16 protein-coding genes are annotated in these 17,975 nt (G+C 69.6%); 5 read left to right on the top strand and 11 right to left on the bottom strand.

Going from position 1 to position 17,975, the window contains the following annotated elements:
• Positions 1–37: 37 nt before the first annotated feature.
• The 3 genes from ACYVGI_RS06400 to ACYVGI_RS06390 form a co-directional block, all read right to left on the bottom strand.
• Positions 38–916: a ComEA family DNA-binding protein gene (locus ACYVGI_RS06400; RefSeq protein WP_460631807.1), complete on the bottom strand. Its 879-nt coding sequence runs from the start codon at positions 914–916 to the stop codon at positions 38–40.
• Between the two features lie 132 nt (positions 917–1,048).
• Positions 1,049–3,637, bottom strand: coding sequence for a leucine--tRNA ligase (leuS, locus tag ACYVGI_RS06395; RefSeq protein ID WP_460631806.1), 2,589 nt, complete (start codon positions 3,635–3,637; stop codon positions 1,049–1,051).
• 89 nt (positions 3,638–3,726) lie between these two features.
• A complete protein-coding gene (locus ACYVGI_RS06390; RefSeq protein ID WP_460631805.1) occupies positions 3,727–5,226 on the bottom strand; it encodes an anthranilate synthase component I family protein in 1,500 nt (499 codons plus the stop codon).
• Positions 5,227–5,243: 17 nt separating this feature from the next.
• On the opposite strand from ACYVGI_RS06390, the gene ACYVGI_RS06385 reads away from it, so the two are divergent.
• Positions 5,244–6,056, top strand: a complete 813-nt coding sequence (locus ACYVGI_RS06385; protein WP_460631804.1) for an aminotransferase class IV — start codon at positions 5,244–5,246, stop codon at positions 6,054–6,056.
• A gap of 4 nt (positions 6,057–6,060) precedes the next feature.
• Here the strand turns inward: ACYVGI_RS06385 and cydC are convergent, their stop codons facing one another.
• Genes cydC through ACYVGI_RS06365 form a run of 4 tightly spaced genes read right to left on the bottom strand, consistent with a single transcriptional unit; the run spans position 6,061 to position 11,884 of the window.
• Positions 6,061–7,770 carry a thiol reductant ABC exporter subunit CydC gene (gene cydC, locus ACYVGI_RS06380; RefSeq protein ID WP_460632414.1) on the bottom strand — a complete coding sequence of 570 codons (1,710 nt, stop codon included), beginning with the start codon at positions 7,768–7,770 and terminating at the stop codon, positions 6,061–6,063.
• A 19-nt stretch (positions 7,771–7,789) separates the two neighbouring features.
• Complete coding sequence (gene cydD, locus ACYVGI_RS06375) at positions 7,790–9,424, bottom strand: thiol reductant ABC exporter subunit CydD (protein WP_460631803.1); 1,635 nt, start codon at positions 9,422–9,424, stop codon at positions 7,790–7,792.
• A gap of 3 nt (positions 9,425–9,427) precedes the next feature.
• On the bottom strand, positions 9,428–10,462 hold the full coding sequence (gene cydB / locus ACYVGI_RS06370; RefSeq protein ID WP_460631802.1) for a cytochrome d ubiquinol oxidase subunit II: 1,035 nt from the start codon (positions 10,460–10,462) through the stop codon (positions 9,428–9,430).
• 9 nt (positions 10,463–10,471) lie between these two features.
• A complete protein-coding gene (locus tag ACYVGI_RS06365; protein ID WP_460631801.1) occupies positions 10,472–11,884 on the bottom strand; it encodes a cytochrome ubiquinol oxidase subunit I in 1,413 nt (470 codons plus the stop codon).
• A gap of 96 nt (positions 11,885–11,980) precedes the next feature.
• Here ACYVGI_RS06365 and ACYVGI_RS06360 point away from each other — a divergent pair, with 96 nt between their 5' ends.
• Genes ACYVGI_RS06360 through ACYVGI_RS06345 form a run of 4 tightly spaced genes read left to right on the top strand, consistent with a single transcriptional unit; the run spans position 11,981 to position 14,640 of the window.
• Positions 11,981–12,349 carry a BlaI/MecI/CopY family transcriptional regulator gene (locus ACYVGI_RS06360; RefSeq protein WP_460631800.1) on the top strand — a complete coding sequence of 123 codons (369 nt, stop codon included), beginning with the start codon at positions 11,981–11,983 and terminating at the stop codon, positions 12,347–12,349.
• A 7-nt stretch (positions 12,350–12,356) separates the two neighbouring features.
• Positions 12,357–13,301, top strand: coding sequence for a M56 family metallopeptidase (locus ACYVGI_RS06355; protein ID WP_460631799.1), 945 nt, complete (start codon positions 12,357–12,359; stop codon positions 13,299–13,301).
• 41 nt (positions 13,302–13,342) lie between these two features.
• A complete protein-coding gene (locus tag ACYVGI_RS06350) occupies positions 13,343–13,966 on the top strand; it encodes a TetR/AcrR family transcriptional regulator (protein ID WP_460631798.1) in 624 nt (207 codons plus the stop codon).
• Positions 13,963–14,640, top strand: a complete 678-nt coding sequence (locus ACYVGI_RS06345) for a DedA family protein (protein ID WP_460631797.1) — start codon at positions 13,963–13,965, stop codon at positions 14,638–14,640. The genes ACYVGI_RS06350 and ACYVGI_RS06345 overlap by 4 nt, the downstream gene beginning before the upstream one ends.
• Positions 14,641–14,659: 19 nt before the next feature.
• On the opposite strand, the gene ACYVGI_RS06340 is transcribed toward ACYVGI_RS06345, so the two are convergent.
• Genes ACYVGI_RS06340 through ACYVGI_RS06325 form a run of 4 tightly spaced genes read right to left on the bottom strand, consistent with a single transcriptional unit; the run spans position 14,660 to position 17,964 of the window.
• The gene (locus ACYVGI_RS06340; protein WP_460631796.1) at positions 14,660–15,589 is read right to left on the bottom strand and encodes an ABC transporter substrate-binding protein; all 930 of its coding nucleotides are present in this window, start codon (positions 15,587–15,589) and stop codon (positions 14,660–14,662) included.
• A gap of 49 nt (positions 15,590–15,638) precedes the next feature.
• Positions 15,639–16,382, bottom strand: coding sequence for an ABC transporter permease (locus tag ACYVGI_RS06335; RefSeq protein ID WP_460631795.1), 744 nt, complete (start codon positions 16,380–16,382; stop codon positions 15,639–15,641).
• Positions 16,379–17,065, bottom strand: a complete 687-nt coding sequence (locus ACYVGI_RS06330; RefSeq protein ID WP_460631794.1) for an ABC transporter permease — start codon at positions 17,063–17,065, stop codon at positions 16,379–16,381. The genes ACYVGI_RS06335 and ACYVGI_RS06330 overlap by 4 nt, the downstream gene beginning before the upstream one ends.
• On the bottom strand, positions 17,062–17,964 hold the full coding sequence (locus ACYVGI_RS06325; RefSeq protein ID WP_460631793.1) for an ABC transporter ATP-binding protein: 903 nt from the start codon (positions 17,962–17,964) through the stop codon (positions 17,062–17,064). The genes ACYVGI_RS06330 and ACYVGI_RS06325 overlap by 4 nt, the downstream gene beginning before the upstream one ends.
• Positions 17,965–17,975: the final 11 nt, after the last annotated feature.

Below are 17,975 nucleotides of genomic sequence, written 5' to 3'. Positions count from 1 at the left end.
AGCGAGACGGCGGGCCCGACGAGGCGCAGATCGGGGGTCATACCGTGACCAGGTCTTTCACGCCGTCGAAGAGTCTCTGGCCGATGCCGGTCACGGCGAGCAGATCGGTCGGTGCGGCGAAACGGCCATTGGCGGTGCGCCAGTCCAGGATGCGGGCTGCGAGGGTCGGGCCGATGCGCGGGAGGGTTTCCAGGTCGGCCTGAGTTGCGGTGTTGAGATTCACGGTGCCGGAGGGGGCTGCGACCGAACCGGAAGCGCCGGTCGTGCCGGACGCGGCGGGTGGAGGGACCGCTTCGCCGACGCGCGGGACGGAGAGCTGTTCGCCGTCCGAGACAGGGCGGGCGAGATTCACGCTGCTGAGATCGGCGTCGTCGGCGAGGCCGCCGGCTGCGGCGATGGCGTCCATCACGCGGGCGCCGGACGCCAGCGAAACCAGGCCGGGGACGCTCACCGCCCCGAGGATGTGGACGAGCACGACGTCTCGGCCGCTCGCGGCCGATGCGACAGCGGCGGCGGCCGGGGCCAGGGACGGCACGCTGGTCGACACGGGTGCGACGATCGCCGTTGCGCCGCGCTGTCCGAGAGCGGACACGACGATGGCGACCACCAGCGCACCGAGCAGGAGCACCACGGCTGCGCCGACTCCCAACCGCACCCGACGCGAGTGCGGCGGCACCTCGGTCCGATCCTCAGCGCCTGGAGCGCCGTCGAACGTCCGAGCATCCGTCGCAGCGCCAACCGTCGCCGCAACATCCATCACCGCGCCATCCAACGCCGCGCCATCCAACGCCGCGCCATCCAACGCCGCGCCATCCAACGCCGCACCATCCAACGCGGCGCCAACCGCCGCCGCGCCATCCAACGCCGCGCCATCCGTTGCCGCGGCTCCCGCCGCACCCTGCTCCCGTTCTCGCATCCCCCAACGCTACGAACGGCCGCATCGCCGCGGTCCCGCATCCCGAAACCCGTGGAGAACGGCAACGGCCGCCCTCCTGTGGAGGACGGCCGTCAAGCGCCGAACTGTCGCAGTGCAGCCTGCGAACCCCCGCTACCCGCGCGGCTTCGTCGCGATGTTCACCAACCGCGGCGCGCGAACGATCACGTTCACGATCTCGCGGTCGCCGACCGAGCGGACGACCGCCTCCGAGGCGCGCCCGAGGGCCTCCAACTCGTCGGTCGAGATCTTGGGCGAGACCTCCAGGCGGTCGCGCACCTTGCCGTCGACCTGGATCACCGCGGTCACCGACTCCTCGATCAGCAGCGTCGGGTCCGGCTTGCGCCACTGCGCCAGAGCGACCGCGGGCTCGTAGCCGAGCAGCGACCACATGTCCTCCGCCGCGTATGGCGCGAACAGGTTGAGAGCCATCGCCGTGACCTCTGCCGCCTCGCGCACCGCAGGATCGGCGGGGCCGGCGCCGCTGTCGATGGTCTTGCGGGTGGCGTTCACCAGCTCCATCAGGCGCGCGACGACCACGTTGAACTTGAACGCCTCGACCAGTCCAGGCGCGTCGGCGAGGAAGCGGTGGGTGACGCGGCGCAGGGCCGTGTCCCCGTTCTTCCAGACCGCATCCGGGGTGCTGGTCACGTCGTGCGCGACGCGCCAGGCGCGGGCGAGGAACTTGGCGCTGCCGGACGGCGAGACGTCTGCCCAGTCGATGTCGTCCTCCGGCGGCCCGGCGAACGACATGGTGAGGCGGACAGCATCCACGCCGTGCTCGTCGAGCTGGTCGGACAGCTTGACCAGGTTGCCGCGGGACTTGCTCATCGCGGAGCCGTCCATCAGCACCATGCCCTGGTTCAGCAGCGCCGTGAACGGCTCGGTGAAGCTCAGGTAGCCCTGGTCGAACAGCACCTTCGTGATGAACCGGGAGTACAGCAGGTGCAGGATGGCGTGGGTCACCCCGCCGACGTACTGGTCGACAGGCGCCCACTTCTCCGCCTCTGCCGGGTCGAACGCCTGGGTGTCGTCGCGGGCGGACAGGAAGCGCAGGAAGTACCAGGAGCTGTCGACGAACGTGTCCATCGTGTCCGTGTCGCGCTTGGCGGGAGCACCGCAGTTCGGGCACGCCACGTTGACCCACTCCGCTGCGGCGCCCAGCGGGCTGGTGCCCTTCGGCTGCAGGTCCAGGCCCTCGGCCGGAGGCAGCAGCACAGGCAGGTCGGCCTCGGGGACCGGCACCTCGCCGCAGGTCTCGCAGTGGATGATCGGGATGGGGGTGCCCCAGTAGCGCTGACGGGAGATCAGCCAGTCGCGCAGCCGGAAGTTCTTGGCCGGCACACCCAGCGCGCTCGCCTGCAGCGCCTCGGTGACGCGACGGATCGCGTTGGACTTGCTCAGGCCGTCGAACGGCCCCGAATTGATCAGGCGGCCTTCGCCGGTGAGGGCGACGCCGGTCTCCGACGGGTTCTGCAGCGGCAGGTCGTCCGGCAGGATCGGCTCGCCTGTCTCCGGGTCCGTGTGGATGACGGGGATGGCGCCGGTGACCGGCTGGTTGGTGTCGACCACGACGCGCACGGGCAGGTCGAACGCGCGCGCGAAGTCCAGGTCGCGCTGGTCGTGCGCCGGCACGGCCATGATCGCGCCGTGACCGTAGTCGGCCAGCACGTAGTCGGCGGCCCAGATCGGCAGCTTCTCCCCGGTCAGCGGGTTGATCGCGTGGCGCTCCAGGAACACGCCGGTCTTCTCGCGCTCGGTGCTCAGGCGGTCCATCTCGGTGGTGCCGCGCACCGCATCCAGATAGTCGTTGAACCGCTTCGCCACCTCTGGGCGTGCATCCACGACCAGTTCTGCTGCGAGGTCGGAGTCGGGGGCGACGACCATGAACGTCGCGCCGTACAGCGTGTCGGGGCGCGTGGTGTAGACGGTCACCGGTTCGTCGCGGCCCTCGATGGCGAACGTCACGTCCGCACCGGTCGAGCGGCCGATCCAGTTGCGCTGCATCGACAGCACCTTGGACGGCCAGGCGCCCTCGAGCTGGTTCAGGTCGTCCAGCAGGCGGTCGGCGTAGTCCGTGATGCGGAAGTACCACTGGGTCAGCTTCTTCTTGGTGACCAGGTTGTCGCAGCGCTCGCAGCGGCCGCCGACGACCTGCTCGTTGGCCAGCACCGTCTGGTCGAACGGGCACCAGTTGACCTGGGATGCCTTGCGGTACGCCAGCCCCTTCTCGTACAGCTTCAGGAACAGCCACTGGTTCCAGCGGTAGTACGCGGGGTCGCTGGTCTGCAGCACGCGGTCCCAGTCGAAGCTGGGCGCGTAGCGGCGCATACTCGCCTTCTGCTGCGCGATGTTGTCGTTGGTCCAGCCGTTCGGGTCGAGGCCGCGCTTGATCGCCGCGTTCTCGGCGGGCAGGCCGAACGAGTCCCAGCCGATCGGGTGCAGCACGTTGAAGCCCTGCTGACGCCAGTAGCGCGCGATGACGTCGCCGAGCGCGTACGCCTCGGCGTGTCCCATGTGCAGATCGCCCGACGGGTACGGGAACATGTCGAGCACGTACTTGCGCGGACGGGTGTCCGTCGGGTCGTCCGTGGCGAACGGCTTCAGGTCGTCCCAGACCGGAAGCCACTTGTCCTGGATGGCGGCGAAGTCGTAGTGCGCGCCCTCGGCCGGCGCGTTCGCTGAATCGTGCTCGTGTGCCACGTGACTCTCATTCTTGAAGGTGCTGACCGCGAATCGAGTGGATGCGGTCGGGAAGTCTCCGGGCGGCGTCCGCCCGAACATCCACACTACTAAACGTTGCGGTGCTGCGATCCGTTCCCGTGGTCCTGTGCACCCGCTGCGAACAGCCCGGCTGCGGTGAACAACGCCCTCGCTTTGACGCGCACCTCCTCGAGTTCCTCCTCCGGCACGGACAGCGCTGTGATCCCGCCCCCCGCGCCGATGCCGACCCTGCCGTCGCGGTAGACGATGGTCCGGATGACCATGGCGAGGTCGGCTGCGCCGTCGAGCCCGAGGTAGCCGAAGCATCCCGAGTACACGCCGCGCGGCCCGCGCTCGAGTCCGGCCAGGATGCGCATGGCGCTCAGCTTCGGCGCTCCGGTCATCGACCCGGCGGGGAAGCACGCCTCGATCGCGTCGACGGCGCAGAGCCCGTCACGCAGGCGGCCTTCGACCGTGCTGACGAGCTGGTGCACCTGGGCGTAGCTCTCGACGGCGAGCAGGTGCCGCACCCCCACCGAGCCGATCTCGCTGACCCTCCCGATGTCGTTGCGCATCAGGTCGACGATCATCACGTTCTCCGCGCGCTCCTTCTCACTGGCCTCCAGTTCGGCGCGGAGTGCGAGGTCGGTGGCGACGGTGGCACCGCGTGGACGGGTTCCTTTGATCGGTTTGCTGCGCACGCTGCCGGAGGCGGTGACGGCGAGGAACTGCTCGGGAGACGAGCTCACCAGGGTGGTGCCCGCGATGCGGAGGAACCCGGCGTGGTGCGCAGGGCTCGCCGTCCGGAGGCGCAGGTGAACGGCGAGCGGGTCGGCGGCAGACCTGGCGTCTGCCCGGTTGGTGAGGCAGAGCTGGTAGGCGTCGCCGGCGCGGATGGAGTCCTGGCAGGAGCGGATCATGGCGAGGTAGGCCTCGTCGTCGTGCCGCCAGGTGGCCGGGGCGGCGGCGGGCAGTGGATGCGCGGCAGCGTATTCGGCGGCGGCGCCGTCCGCGTTGCGGAGGCGGACGGCGGCGGCGGCGAGCCAGGCGTCCGCGTCCGCGTCCCCGACCCCGTCCCTGCCGACGTCCCTGGCCGCCTGTCTGGCCGCCGAACCCGCTCCTGACTCCTCCTCCAGCACCAGCAACTCGACCGTCCCCGCCCCGTGGTCGAAGACCACCGCGCGGTCGGCGAACAGCATCGCCGCAGCCGGTCCGTCCTCCGCAGGGGCGCGAACGCCGAGCGCAGCAGCGCCGGACTCATAGCCCAGCCAGCCCACCCAGCCGAGCGCGAACGACGGCTCCGGCGTGCGGGCGGGCACGCGCTCGCGCGCTGCGAGGTCGGCGCGCAGGAACGCGAGCATCGTGCCCTGCCTGGTCGCGCTGACGTCGCCGTCGCTCACGCGCACGCTGCCGTCGACCAGCGACGATGCCGCGACGACCGCGCCGGTGGCGATGATGCTCCTGCCATCCTCGGCGTCGGGACCCGCATCCAGCCAGACGGCATCCGGAGCATCGGCGAAGAGTGCGACGAAGGCGTCGGCAACGTCCGGTCGCCCGTCGAACTGCTGCACACGAAGGCGGGTTGGCACTGCATTAGCCTAGGCGAATGGATGCGCGCACCACCCTTTTCGACTGGCGGGACGGCGAACTCGTCACCGCTGACCGCGACGGAGCCGAGCAGGACACGCGCACCGACGACACGGCGTCCGCGAACGCCCTCGATGTCGCCGACTCATTCCTGGTCGCCGACGGCCGGGTGCTCGCCCTCGCTCTGCACCGCGAACGGTTCCTCGACTCGGTGCGCGAGCAGGGCTTCCGCGATCGTGCCGCGGCCGACAGCTTCTGGGATGCAGCCGTGGCGGCCATTCCGCGTGACGGCGCCTGGTTTCCCCGGTTCGAACTGGCGACGATCCAGGATGCTCGCCTCCTCCGGCTCCGCCTGCGCACCGCGCCTGCGCTGACCGGCTCCGTCGTCCTCGCGACGGCGGACGGCGATCCGCGTCGCGTCCCCGACATCAAGGGTCCCGACCTCGAACGGCTCGACGTCCTCCGCCAGCGGGCGCAGCAGGCCGGAGCTGACGAGGCGGTGATCCTCGACAACGGGCTCATCTCCGACGGCACGACCACCGCGCTGCTCTGGTGGCGAGGCGACACGCTCGCGACTCCCCCGCTGACCTTCGCGAAGGTCGACAGCGTCGCGGCGCGCACCGTGCGCGGGGTGGCTGCGGCCATGCGCATCCCCGTGGACGAGGAGGCGGTGACGCCCGCCGAGCTGGAAGGCGCGGTGGTGTGGGCCGTGAACGCGCTGCACGGCATCCGCGCGGTGACGGGCTGGCTGGACGGCCCGCACGTGGCGCAGGACGCCGCGCGCACGGCGGCGTGGCGGACGCGGCTGACGGCGCTGGCGCGGCCGCTCTGACGCTCTACCCCACGACCCGCCCGTCCTCCAGCCGCACACTCCGGTCGATCAGCTCGTGCGGCACGCTCGTGTGCGAGATCACCAGCACGCTCCTGCCGTCCTGCCCCGCCGTCGTGAGGATGTCACGCACCACGCGGTCTGCCACGGCGCCGTCGACGTTCGCTGTCGGCTCATCGACGACGAGCACGGGGAAATCGGCCAGCAGCGCCCGCGCGAGCGCGATCCGCTGCGCCTGACCGCCGGAGACCAGCGCGCCGCGCTCGCCCACGGCGGCGTCGAGCCCGCCGCGGTCCGCCGTCCACGCGCCGAGGCCGACGCGCTCCAGCACCGCGAGGAGTTCGTCGTCGGTCGCCGTGTCCTTGGCGAAGAGCAGGTTCTGGCGCAGGTCGGCGTCGAACAGGTACGGCTGCTGCTCGCACAGTCCGACGATACGGCGCACCTCGTCCTGCCTGACCGTCGCCGCCTCGATACCGTCGATCGTGTAGCTGCCGGTGTAGTCGACCAGGCGGGTGAGCACGTGCGCGACCGCCGTCTTGCCAGCGCCGGTCGGCCCGGTGAGCAGCACGCGCTCCCCCGGCTCGATGCGTATGGCCACATCGGAGAGGACGGGACGGGATGCGCCCGGCCACCGCGCGCCGAGCCCGCGCAGTTCCAGCTCGGGCACCGAGCGCACCACGAGTTCCCTCGGAGACGCCGGGTCCACCGGGATGCCGGGCGGCAGCTCGGCCGGGGCCGTCGACGCGATCCGCTCGGCGCTCGCGACCACCTGGCGCCACGCGCCGAGGGCGAGCGGCACCGTTCCGAACACCTCGAAGACGGCCAGCGGCAGCAGGGCAGCGACCGCCAGGCCAGGGCCGTCGAGGCGGCCTGCGCCGATGGCGGGGATGCCGGCGGTCAGGGTGATCGCGGTCGCCGCCCCGGCGAGCACGGAGACCACAGCGCCGGTCAGCGCGACACCGACCGCCCGTGAACGCACAGCGGCGGTGAGTCGTGCGCTGGCCTCGTCGACCCGTCGCTGCGCCGTGTCGAGCGCGCCGAACGCGGTGAGCACGTCGAGGCTGCGCACGAGGTCGGTGACCGCGTCGCTGAGCTCCGCCCGAAGCGGGGACAGCCGACGTTCGGCGCGACCCGACGCCCAGGTGTTCACGAGCGTGCCTGCCGCGAACGCGAGCACGAGGGCGATCAGCAGCCCGACGGCGGCCCCCGGCAGCAGCAGGAAGGCGCCGACCACGGTCAGCAGCGCGATCAGGCCCGAGGCGACCAGCGGCTGCACCACCCGCAGCGGGTAGTTCTGCAGCTCGTCCACGTCGTTCGCCAGGCGCGAGAGCAGGTCGCCACGGCGGGTGCCGCCGAGGCCGTCCGGGGCGAGCGGCACCAGCCGCGCGTAGAGCTCCGTGCGCACCTCCGGCAACTGACGGAACGCGGCATCGTGCCCGGACAGCCGCTCCAGGTAGCGGAAGAACGCGCGCCCCAGGGCGAACGCTCGCACCCCGACCACGGCGAGCGAGATGTACATCAGTGCAGGCTGCTCGGCGGCGCGCGCGATCAGCCACGCGGACGAGGCGAGCAGCGCGACGGCGCTCCCGCCGCTCAGCACGCCGAACGCGATCGCCGCCCACAGTCGCCGCACCGGGGGAAGCGCCAGCCGCAGCACGCGGCGGGCGCCGGGCGACGCCCGGTGGACGCCAGCGCCCCCGGCCGGGTCCCCTGGCAGCGTTCCGCTCTCCAGCAGCTCATTCGACACGACTGCCGACCTCCATCCTCAGCACGACATCGGCGGCATCGGCCACCTGCTCCCTGTGACTCACCACGAGCACGGCGACGCCGGCGTTCGCGACGCCCCGCAGCGTCGCGAGCAACCGCGCTTCGGCTCCCGCGTCCAGCGCGGAGGTCGGCTCGTCGAGCAGCAGCACAGCAGCCCCGGATGCGCGGAGCCGGTACAGCGCCCGCGCCACGGCCACCCGCTGCGCCTGCCCGCCGGACAGTCCTGCGCCACCGACCCCCAGCACCGTCTCCTGCGCCACCTCGTCGGCCGCGGCCAGGCACAACGCCTCCGCCACCCGCTCCGGCTCGGGATGCGCGTCCCCGAGCGCCACGTTCGACGCCACCGTCCCCGCGATCAGGCCGGGCGTCTGCCCCGCCCAGGCGACGGCGGCGCGGCGACCGGCCGCATCCACTGCCCCTCCTGCTGCGATGGCGCCGGTGAACGGAGCGAACCCGAGCACGGCGCCGAGCAGCGACGTCTTGCCGCTCCCGCTCGGCGCGGTCAGCACGGCGAACGTCCCAGGCGGCACCCTCGCGGAGAACCCGCGCACCGCCTCGCGGTCGCCGTATGCGACCGTCACGTCGTCGAAAACCAGGCCGGCGGCCGAGGTGGTCTCCGGGGGCGGGGCCGCGACCGCATCCCGTGCGGCCCGGTCGTCGTCGAGGATCGCGAACGCAGCCTGGGCCGCCTCGATCCCCTCCGTCGCCGCGTGGAAGCTCGCCCCGACATTCCGCAGCGGAAGGAACGCCTCCGGCGCCAGCAGCAGCACGAACAGGCCGACGGACAGGTCGAGCTGACCGTTCAGCAGCCGCAGCCCGATGGCAACGGCGACGAGGGCGACCGACAGGCTCGCGGCGAGCTCCAGCACGAAGCCGGACAGGAACGACATGCGCAGCACCTTCATGGTGTTCACGCGGTAGTCCTCGCTCACCGACCGGATGCGCGCCTCCTGGCGGTGCTGACGGCCGAACAGCTTCAGGGTCGAGAGCCCGTCGACCACATCGAGGAACCCGCGCGACAGCCCGGACAGCGCCGACCACTGCTTGGCCTGCGCTGCCTGCGTCGCCCAGCCGACCAGCATCATGAACACCGGGATGAGCGGCAGCGTGACGAGCACGATCAGGCCGCTGGTCGGGTCCTGCCAGAAGATCGCGACGAGCAGGATGGGCGTGGCGACCGCTGTGGCGATCAACTGCGGAAGGTAGCTGGTGAAGTAGCCGTCGAGCGCGTCCAGTCCGCGACCCGTCGTCACTGTCACGTCTGTCGTGCTCCTGGAGCGCAGCCACGCGGGGCCGAGCCGCCCGATGGCCGCCACGAGCGCGCTGCGCAACTGGCCGACCACCGTCGCTCCGCCGCGCGCGGCGACCGACTCGGCGAGCCAGCCGACCGCGCCGCGCAGGAGCACGACGAGCACGAGCATCCCGAGCAGCCCGCCGAGCGAGGCGAGCGGCTCCCCCGCGATGGCGCGCACCACGAGTTGCGCCACCAGCCAGGAGAACAGCACGATGCACGCCGTTCGCGCAACGGCGAGCACGCCGCCCGCCGCGAGGGTGACGCGCGCCGCCGCAGCGTAGCGCAGGAGCCGGGGATCGAGAGGACGCACGGGTCAGCCGACCTCGGCGAGCACGGGAGGCTCGGCCGGCGGGTCCGCCGGGATGCTCGCCCGCGTCACGCGCTTGCGGAAGATCCAGTACGTGAACCCCTGGTAGAGCAGGATCAGCGGCAGGAAGATCGCCGCCACCCAGGTCATCACCGTCAGCGTCGTCTCCGAGCTCGACGCGTTCGCGATCGTCAGGCTGTTCTCCGGGTTCGGCGACGACGGCATCACGTTCGGGAACAGGGCGGCGAACAGCGACACGACGGCCAGCGCGATCGTGACGGCCATGAACGCGAACGACCAGCCCTCTGCCCCGCGCAGGTTGGCGACCCAGGATGCGATGAGCGTGACAGCAGCGAGCACGGCCAGGATCAGGAACACCACCGAGAAGTGGGCGATGGCCGTCCAGAGCAGGAACGCCGCTGCGACCACGATCGCGAGCAGCCCGGAGCGCGCGGCGAGCTTCCTCGCCCGCGCCCGGATCTCGCCGTCCGTCTTCAGCGAGATGAACACCACACCGTGCGTGAAGAACAGCAGCAGCGTCGTCGCGCCGCCGAGCAGCGCATACGGGTTCAGCAGGTCGAAGAGGGTTCCGGTGTAGTTGTAGTGCGCATCCAGTGCGACGCCCTGCACGATGTTCGCGAAGGCGACGCCCCACAGCAGCGCCGGAAGGAACGAGCCGACGAAGATCATCCCGTCGAACCACTTCTTCCAGCGCGAGTCCGGCCGCTGGTGACGGTACTCGAACGAGACGCCGCGGACGATCAGGGCGAGCAGGATGAGCAGCAGCGCCAGATAGAAGCCGCTGAACAGGGTGGCGTACCACTCGGGGAACGCCGCGAACAGGGCGGCGCCGCCCACGATCACCCAGGTCTCGTTGAGGTCCCAGACCGGGCCGATGGTGTTGATCATGACGCGGCGGTCGACGTCGTCTTTGCTGAGGAACGGGATCGCCATCCCGACGCCGAAGTCGAAGCCGTCGAGCACGAAGTAGCCGACGAAGAAGAACGCGACGATGCCGAACCAGAGAATTGCGAGATCCATCAGAGCCTCCTAGTAGACCGTCGTGACAGGGACATGCTTGCCGTCTTCGTCCACGTGCTCTTCCGCGGGCGCGGGGCCCTTCTGGGCGGCGCGCTTCATCAGCGAGAACTCGACGACGGCGAGGGCGCCGTAGACGGCGGTGAACGCGATCAGCGAGATCAGCACCGTGAGGCCGGTGACCCCGGGAGAGACGCCGTCCTCCGTCTTCATCAGGCTGAACACGATCCAGGGCTGCCTGCCCATCTCGGTGAACACCCAGCCGACGATCATGGCGAGCATCGACAGCGGGAAGGCCCAGATCGCGGCCTTCCAGACCCACCGGTTCGTCGGCATCCTGCCCTTGCGGGTGAGCCAGAGCCCGACCACGGCCACGAGGACATGGAGCATCCCGAGCCCGATCATCCAGCGGAAGGCCCAGTAGGTGATCCAGATGGTCGGGGTGTAGTCGCCTGGACCGTAGAGCTGCACGTACTGCGCCTGCAGGTCGTTGATGCCCTCGACGGTCCCGTTGAGGGTGTGCGTCGACAGGAACGACAGCAGATACGGGATGCGGATCGAGAACAGTTCGTGCACACCGTCCGGTGTGCCGAGGGTGAAGATCGAGAACGACGCGTCCGCGCCCGTCGACGTCTTGTACAGCGCCTCGGCCGCCGCCATCTTCATCGGCTGCGTCTCGACCATCGCGAGGCCGAGCTGGTCGCCGCTCAGCACGGTGAACGCACCGGCGCCCACCATCATCCAGAGGCCGAACTTCAGCGCGGGGCGCATCGTGTCGAGGTGCTGGTTGCGCGACAGGTGCCAGGCCGCCACCGTGATGATGAGGCCGGCGGACACCATGAAGCAGGCGAAGATCGTGTGCGGGAAGGCGGCGAGGGCGACCTTGTTGGTGAGCACGGCGCCGATGTCGGTCAGCTCGGCGCGCCCCTTCGCCTCGTTGAGCTTGAAGCCGACCGGGTTCTGCATGAACGCGTTGGCCGCGATGATGAAGTACGCCGAGAGGATGCTGCCGACCGCGGTGACCCAGATGGTCGCGAGGTGCAGGCCGCGAGGGAGTTTGTCCCAGCCGAAGATCCACAGGCCGATGAAGGTCGCTTCCAGGAAGAAGGCGAGCAGGCCCTCGAGGGCGAGCGGTGCGCCGAAGACGTCTCCGACGAAGCGGGAGTAGTTGGACCAGTTCATCCCGAACTGGAACTCCTGCACGATGCCGGTGACGACGCCCATCGCGAAGTTGATCAGGAACAGCTTGCCGAAGAAGTGGGTGAGCTGGAGGTAGTGCACCTTGCCGGTGCGGTACCAGGCGGTCTGGAAGATCGCGACCGAGGTCACCAGTCCGATGGTCAGCGGGACGAACAGGAAGTGATAGATCGTCGTCAGCCCGAACTGCCACCGCGACAGCAGTAAGGGATCGAGAAGTTCGTGCACGGTGTGTTCCACCTTCCCAGTGATTTCTACACTCTGTAGAACTCAACTTCTACAAAGTGTAGAACATTCTCAGCCACGCCGCGGTACGCTTGATCCGTGGCGAATCTCGGAGAACTCGAACGAGCGATCATGGACGCTCTGTGGAACAGCGGAGCCCCGATCTCCGCCAATGAATTACGCGACAAGCTAGCGGCTTCCCGCAGTGACGGCAAGACTCCTGCGCTCACCACCGTGCTCACCGTCCTCTCCCGCCTCGAGCAGAAGGGCTTCGCAGAGCGGGACAGGGATGCGCGCCCGCACCTCTACTCCGCCGCCGTCTCCCGCGCCGGCCACGTCGCCGACCTGATGCACGAGGTGCTCGAATCCTCCAGCGACCGCAGCGCGGCGCTGGCATACTTCATCGGCTCCGTCGACGAGTCGGAGGCGGAGACCCTCCGCCGCCTCCTCGACGCGCGCACACCGTAGCCAGACAGTGACGCCCGTCAACGACGTCGCACTGCTGCTCGGCGTCCTCGCGATCGTGCTGGCCTGGCCGGTGCCGCTGCTGCTCGCGCGCGCACAATGGCCGGCCACCGCCCCCGTGCTCGCCCTCGCGCTCTGGCAGTCCATCGCGCTCGCCGGGGGCATCTCGATGATCGGCTCCCTGCTGCTGTTCGGGCTGCAGCCGTTCGGGGACGACCTCTGGTCCCGCATCCAAGGGGCAGCATCCACGGTGTTCTCCGGGCCGCTTCCCGCCGACGCGTCGCTGCTCAACACGTTCGCTCTGAGCGCCGCCGTGCTGCTCACCATCCACCTGCTGCTGAACCTGGCGCTCACCTCCGAGCGCAGCAGACGGCAGCGCCACCGGCACCGCGAACTGCTCAGCCTGCTCAGCGAACCGCTGCCGGACACCCCGAGCACCCGCATCATCGACCACCCGGCTCCCGCCGCATACTGCCTGCCTGGCGCGAAGAGCGTCACCGTGCTCTCTGAGGGCATGATCGCCCTGCTGACCCCCGGGCAACTGGATGCGGTGGTCGCCCACGAGCACGCCCACCTGCGTCAGAAGCACCACCTGCTGCTCGACGCGTTCCGCTCCTGGAAGCGCGCACTCCCCTGGTTCCCGATCGCCACGAGGGCCCAGGATGCTGTCGCACTGCTGATCGAGATGCTCGCCGACGATGCCGCGCGGCAGACCTCAGGGGACCTGGTGCTCGCCGACGCTATCCGGGTCGTCGACGACACCGGAACAGCCGGGGCCGTGCTCGGCGCGCCCAAAGACAGGCGCACTCCGGAGCAGCGCCGCCACGCGATCGCGGCGCGCGAGGCGCGACTCGTGGCAGAGCAGCCGACGGTCGGCCCGGCGCTCCGCCTGATCATCGTCGTGATCACCGCCGCCCTGGTGATCGTTCCGCCCGTCCTGGTGCTCACCAGTTGACGCTGCGCGTTCGTACAGGCGACGCACAGTAGCATTTCCCCATGTCCACTGCGGGGTCGAGTGCCGGGTCGAAGACCGGGACGAAAAAGGGGTCGTACGCCAAAGGAATCGCCAAGCGCGAGGAGATCCTGACGACGGCGCTCGAGGTGTTCGCGCTGAAGGGCTACCGCGGGGCGTCCCTGCGCGAGATCGCGTCGTCGGTCGGCCTCAGCCAGGCCGGTCTGCTGCACCATTTCTCGTCGAAGGAGGAGCTGTTCGCCGAGGTCCTGCGCAAGCGCGACGAGGTGGACGAGCACGCGCATCCAGAAGGGGGTCCGGTCCGCGGCTTCGACACGCTGGTCGACATCGTGCGGCACAACGCGGACGTCCCCGGGCTCGTGCAGCTCTACGCGACCATCTCCGCGGAGGCCGCCGACGAGGACCACCCCGGCCACGACTACTTCGTCCAGCGCTACGCGACCCTGATCCGAGCGATCGAGGAGCACGTGCGCGACGAGCAGGGCGCCGGCCGCATCGACCCGTCGCTCGACGCGCTGCAGGTCGCCCGACTGGCGATCGCCGTCGCCGACGGGATGCAGGTGCAGTGGATGCTCGACGGCACAGCGGACATGGCGACCACCCTCGAATACTTCTTCTCGATGATCCGCCGCGGAGCCGCCACATGAACGAGGCCCTGACCTGGATCCTGGACATCGTCCAGAGCGTCGACCCGGTGCTGCGAACGCTGCTCGCCGGTGTCGGGATCCTGCTGGAGACCTCGATCCTCATCGGCCTGATCGTGCCGGGCGACACCATCGTGCTCGTGGCGAGCACGGCCGTGTCCGGTCCGTTCGAGTACTTCGCGCTCGTGGTCGTCGTCATTCTCGGCGCCCTCGCCGGTGAGAGCATCGGCTTCGCGCTCGGCCGGTACTTCGGACCGAAGATCCGCGCGAGCAGGCTGGGCGTGAAGCTCGGCCAGAACAACTGGGACAGGGCGGAGGCCTACCTCGCCAAGCGGGGCGGAATCGCGGTGTTCCTGTCGCGCTTCCTGCCCGTGCTGCACTCGCTCATCCCGCTCACGGTGGGGATGAGCCCCATGCGCTACCGCACCTTCATGGCCTGGACGGCTCCCGCCTGCGTGATCTGGGCGTTCGCGTACGTCTCCGTCGGCTCGGCGGCCGCCGGCAGCTACCGCGAGCTCTCTCGGGAGCTGCACGGCGCCGGCTACGTGTTCGTGGCGATGATCGCCGCGTTCATCGTGCTCGCATACATCGTCAAGAAAGTGCTGCAGAAGCGCGAGGCCAAACACATGGATGCGGCGGTCCGGGAACCCGAACCGCCGCATCCCGACGAGGCCTAGACCTCGCCGTCGTTCCGCACTACTTCTTGATGGGGTGCTTGGCCAGCCACTCCTTGGCCAGCGCATCCGGCTGGGTCTTGCTCGCACCCTGGTTCTCGCCGTTCAGGTCGATCAGGTCGGCCGTGGTGAGCTCGGCCGAGACCTTGTTCAGCACGTCCTTGACCGTCGAGCTGGCCTTCTTCGAGTTGATCAGCGGCACGATGTTCTGCGCGGCGATCAGGCTCTTCGGGTCTTCGAGGGTGACGAAGCCGTTGTCCTTGATCGCGGGCGTCGTGGTGTAGATGTCAGCGAGCTGCACATCCCCGTTCTTCAGGGCTGCGACGGTCAGCGGTCCGCCGGAGTCGCTGATCGGCTTGAGCGTGGCGGTCACGCCGTACGCGCTCTTGAGGCCGGGGATGCCGTACGGGCGCTCCTGGAACTCCGGGTTGGCGCCGACCGTCAACGGCTCGGTGACCTTCGAGAGGTCGGACAGGCTCTTGACGCCCCACTTCTCCGAGAACTCCTTGGTGACGTTGTATGAGTCCGCGTCCTGCGCCTTCGCCTGGTCGAGCACCTCGAAGCCGGACGGCAGCGCCTTGCCGAGCGCCGTGTACACGTCGTCGCTTGAGGTGGCTGTGGCGGACTTGTCGTAGAACTGGAGCAGGTTGCCGGAGTACTCGGGGATGAGGTCGATCGAGCCGTCCTGCAGCGCCTTCAGGTAGACGTCGCGCTGGCCGATGCTGGGCTTCAGGCTGACCTTCACGCCGTTGGCCTCCAGGGCCTGCGCGTAGATCTGCATGAGGATCTCGGACTCGCCGAACGCGGCAGATCCGATGGTGACGCTGTCGCTGGACGACGATGACGTGTTGCCGCCGAGCGCTCCGCCGCCGGACGAGCACGCGCTGAGAGCCAGAAGGGCTCCCGCCGCGATGACGCCGGCCGCGATGCGGCCTCTCTTCGATGCGAACATGTGATTTTCTCTCTTTCGGTGGGTGCTATGGGACTGTGGGAAGGAAAAGTCAGGTTCCGAACGGGTGGTTCGGCAGGGACAGGCCGATCCGACGCCACGGGTCTTTGGTGCGGACGTCCTGGATCTTGCCCGCCGTGACCCCGCGAGGCACAACGAGACGCTGCACGATCGCGAACACGCCGTCTGCGACGAGCGCGAGGACGATCACGAGAATGGAGCCGCCGAGCATTTCGTCGTACTTCTGCACGGCGAGGCCGTCGAACAGATAGCGGCCGAGGCCGCCGACCGGCAGGATCGCCGCCACCGTCCAGGTGGCGATCACCTGCAGCGCGGCGGAACGCAGGCCGCCGATGATCAGCGGGAGCGACAGCGGAAGCTCGACCTTGAACAGGATCTGCAGCTCGGTCATCCCCATGGCCCGTGCCGCGTCGATCGTGCGCCTGTCGACGGACTCGAGCCCGGAGTACGCCCCGGCCAGCACCGGGGGGATGGCCAGGATGGTCAGCGCGATCAGCGGAGGCACGATGGTCAGGTTGAGCGTGATGAGCGCGAGGTAGACGACGAGACCGAGGGTCGGGATGGCGCGGAGCGCGCCGGAGATGCCGACAGCGAGCCCGCGGAACCGGCCGGTGTGCCCGATCGCGAAGCCGATCGGCAGCGCGATCACCGCGGCGAGCAGCAGGGTGAGCAGCGAGTACCAGAGGTGCTCCCCCAGGCGGACGGGGATGCCGCCCGCCCCTGCCCAGTTGGCCGGGTCGAAGATCCAGGCGAACGCCGCGAGGATGTCGGTCATGCGCCGGTCACCGCCTTCAGCGCCGCTCTGCGGGTGGCGCGCTTGTTCGTGCCGAGCCTGGTCCACGGCATCAGGAGCCGCCCGAGCAGCACGAGGGCGAGGTCGAAGATCAGCGCGATGATGATGATCGCGACGATCCCTGTCACCACCTCGGCATTGTTGTACTGGTTGAGGCCCTGGATGAACATCGTGCCCAGGTTGCTCACACCGACGAGCGAGCCGACGCTCACGAGGCTCACCGTGCTCACCGACACCACCCGGAGACCAGCGAGAAGCACGGGTCCCGCGAGTGGCAGCTCGACCGCCCAGAACCGGCGCCAGGTGCTGAACCCGATGGCGGTCGCCGACTGCATCACGTCACCGGGGACGCTCGCCAGCGCATCCGCCGTCGTGCGCACCATCAGCGCCAGGGCGTAGAGGCTCAGCGCCACGACCACGTTCTTCGGGTCGAGGATCTGCGTGCCGATCAGCGCGGGCATCGCCACGAACAGCGGCAGCGACGGGATCGTGTAGAGGATGCCGCCGAGTGTCAGCACCACGCCGCGGCTCGCCCGGTAGCGGTTCGCCACCCAGCCGATCGGCAGCGACACGATGAACCCGATCACGATCGGGAAGACGCTCAGCGTGACGTGAGCGACCGTGAGGTCCCAGACCAGGCCGAGGTTCGACCACAGCCAGCTCACGACGCTTCCTCACCCTGCGCCGGAGCACCCACGACCGAAGGGGTCGTGGCCTTTGCTTCTGAGGTGCCGGACGTCGTGCCGGTCGGCGCGCCGGAGAGCACACCGGCCGTGCGGCCGTCGCTGTCGACGAGCACGCTGCCGGTCGACGTCTGTTCGATGTGCAGCGCGCGCTTGCCGCGGTCCGCCCCGATGAAGGATGCGACGAACTCGTCGGCGGGGTTGGACAGGATCTCCGCGGGCGTGCCCTTCTGCGCGACGATGCCGCCCTTGCGGAAGATGACCACCTGGGTGCCGAGCCGGAAGGCCTCGTCTATGTCGTGCGTCACGAACACCACCGTCTTGTCGAGCTCGCGCTGCAGGTGCAGCAGCTCGTTCTGGAGCTCGTCCCGCACGATCGGGTCGACGGCGCCGAACGGCTCGTCCATCAGCAGGATGTTCGGGTCGACGGCGAGCCCGCGTGCCACGCCGACGCGCTGCTGCTGGCCGCCAGAGAGCTGGCTGGGGTACTTGTCGGCGAGCGAACGCTCCAGGCCGACCGTATCCATCAGTTCGAGGGCGCGCTCACGCGCATCCCGTTTCTTCTCCCCGCGGAGCAGGGGCACGGTGGCGATGTTGTCGACGACCTTCCGATGCGGCAGGAGTCCGGAGTTCTGCATGACGTAGCCGATGCTGCGCCGCAACTGCACCGGCTTGAGCGACATCACGTCTTCTCCGTCGATCTCGACGGTTCCGCTCGTTGGGTCGACCATGCGGTTGATCATCCGCAGGATCGTGGTCTTTCCGCTGCCGGACGACCCGACGAGCACAGTGATCTCACGCGACGGGATGACGAGCGAGAAGTCCTCGACAGCGACCGTGCCGTCGGGGAACTGCTTCGTTACCGAGCGGAACTCGATCATTGGTGCGGCTC

The sequence above is a fragment of the Leifsonia lichenia genome, from assembly GCF_054780215.1.
Note: the sequence above shows the minus strand (reverse complement) of the source record. Positions and strands in the feature narration are given on the sequence as shown.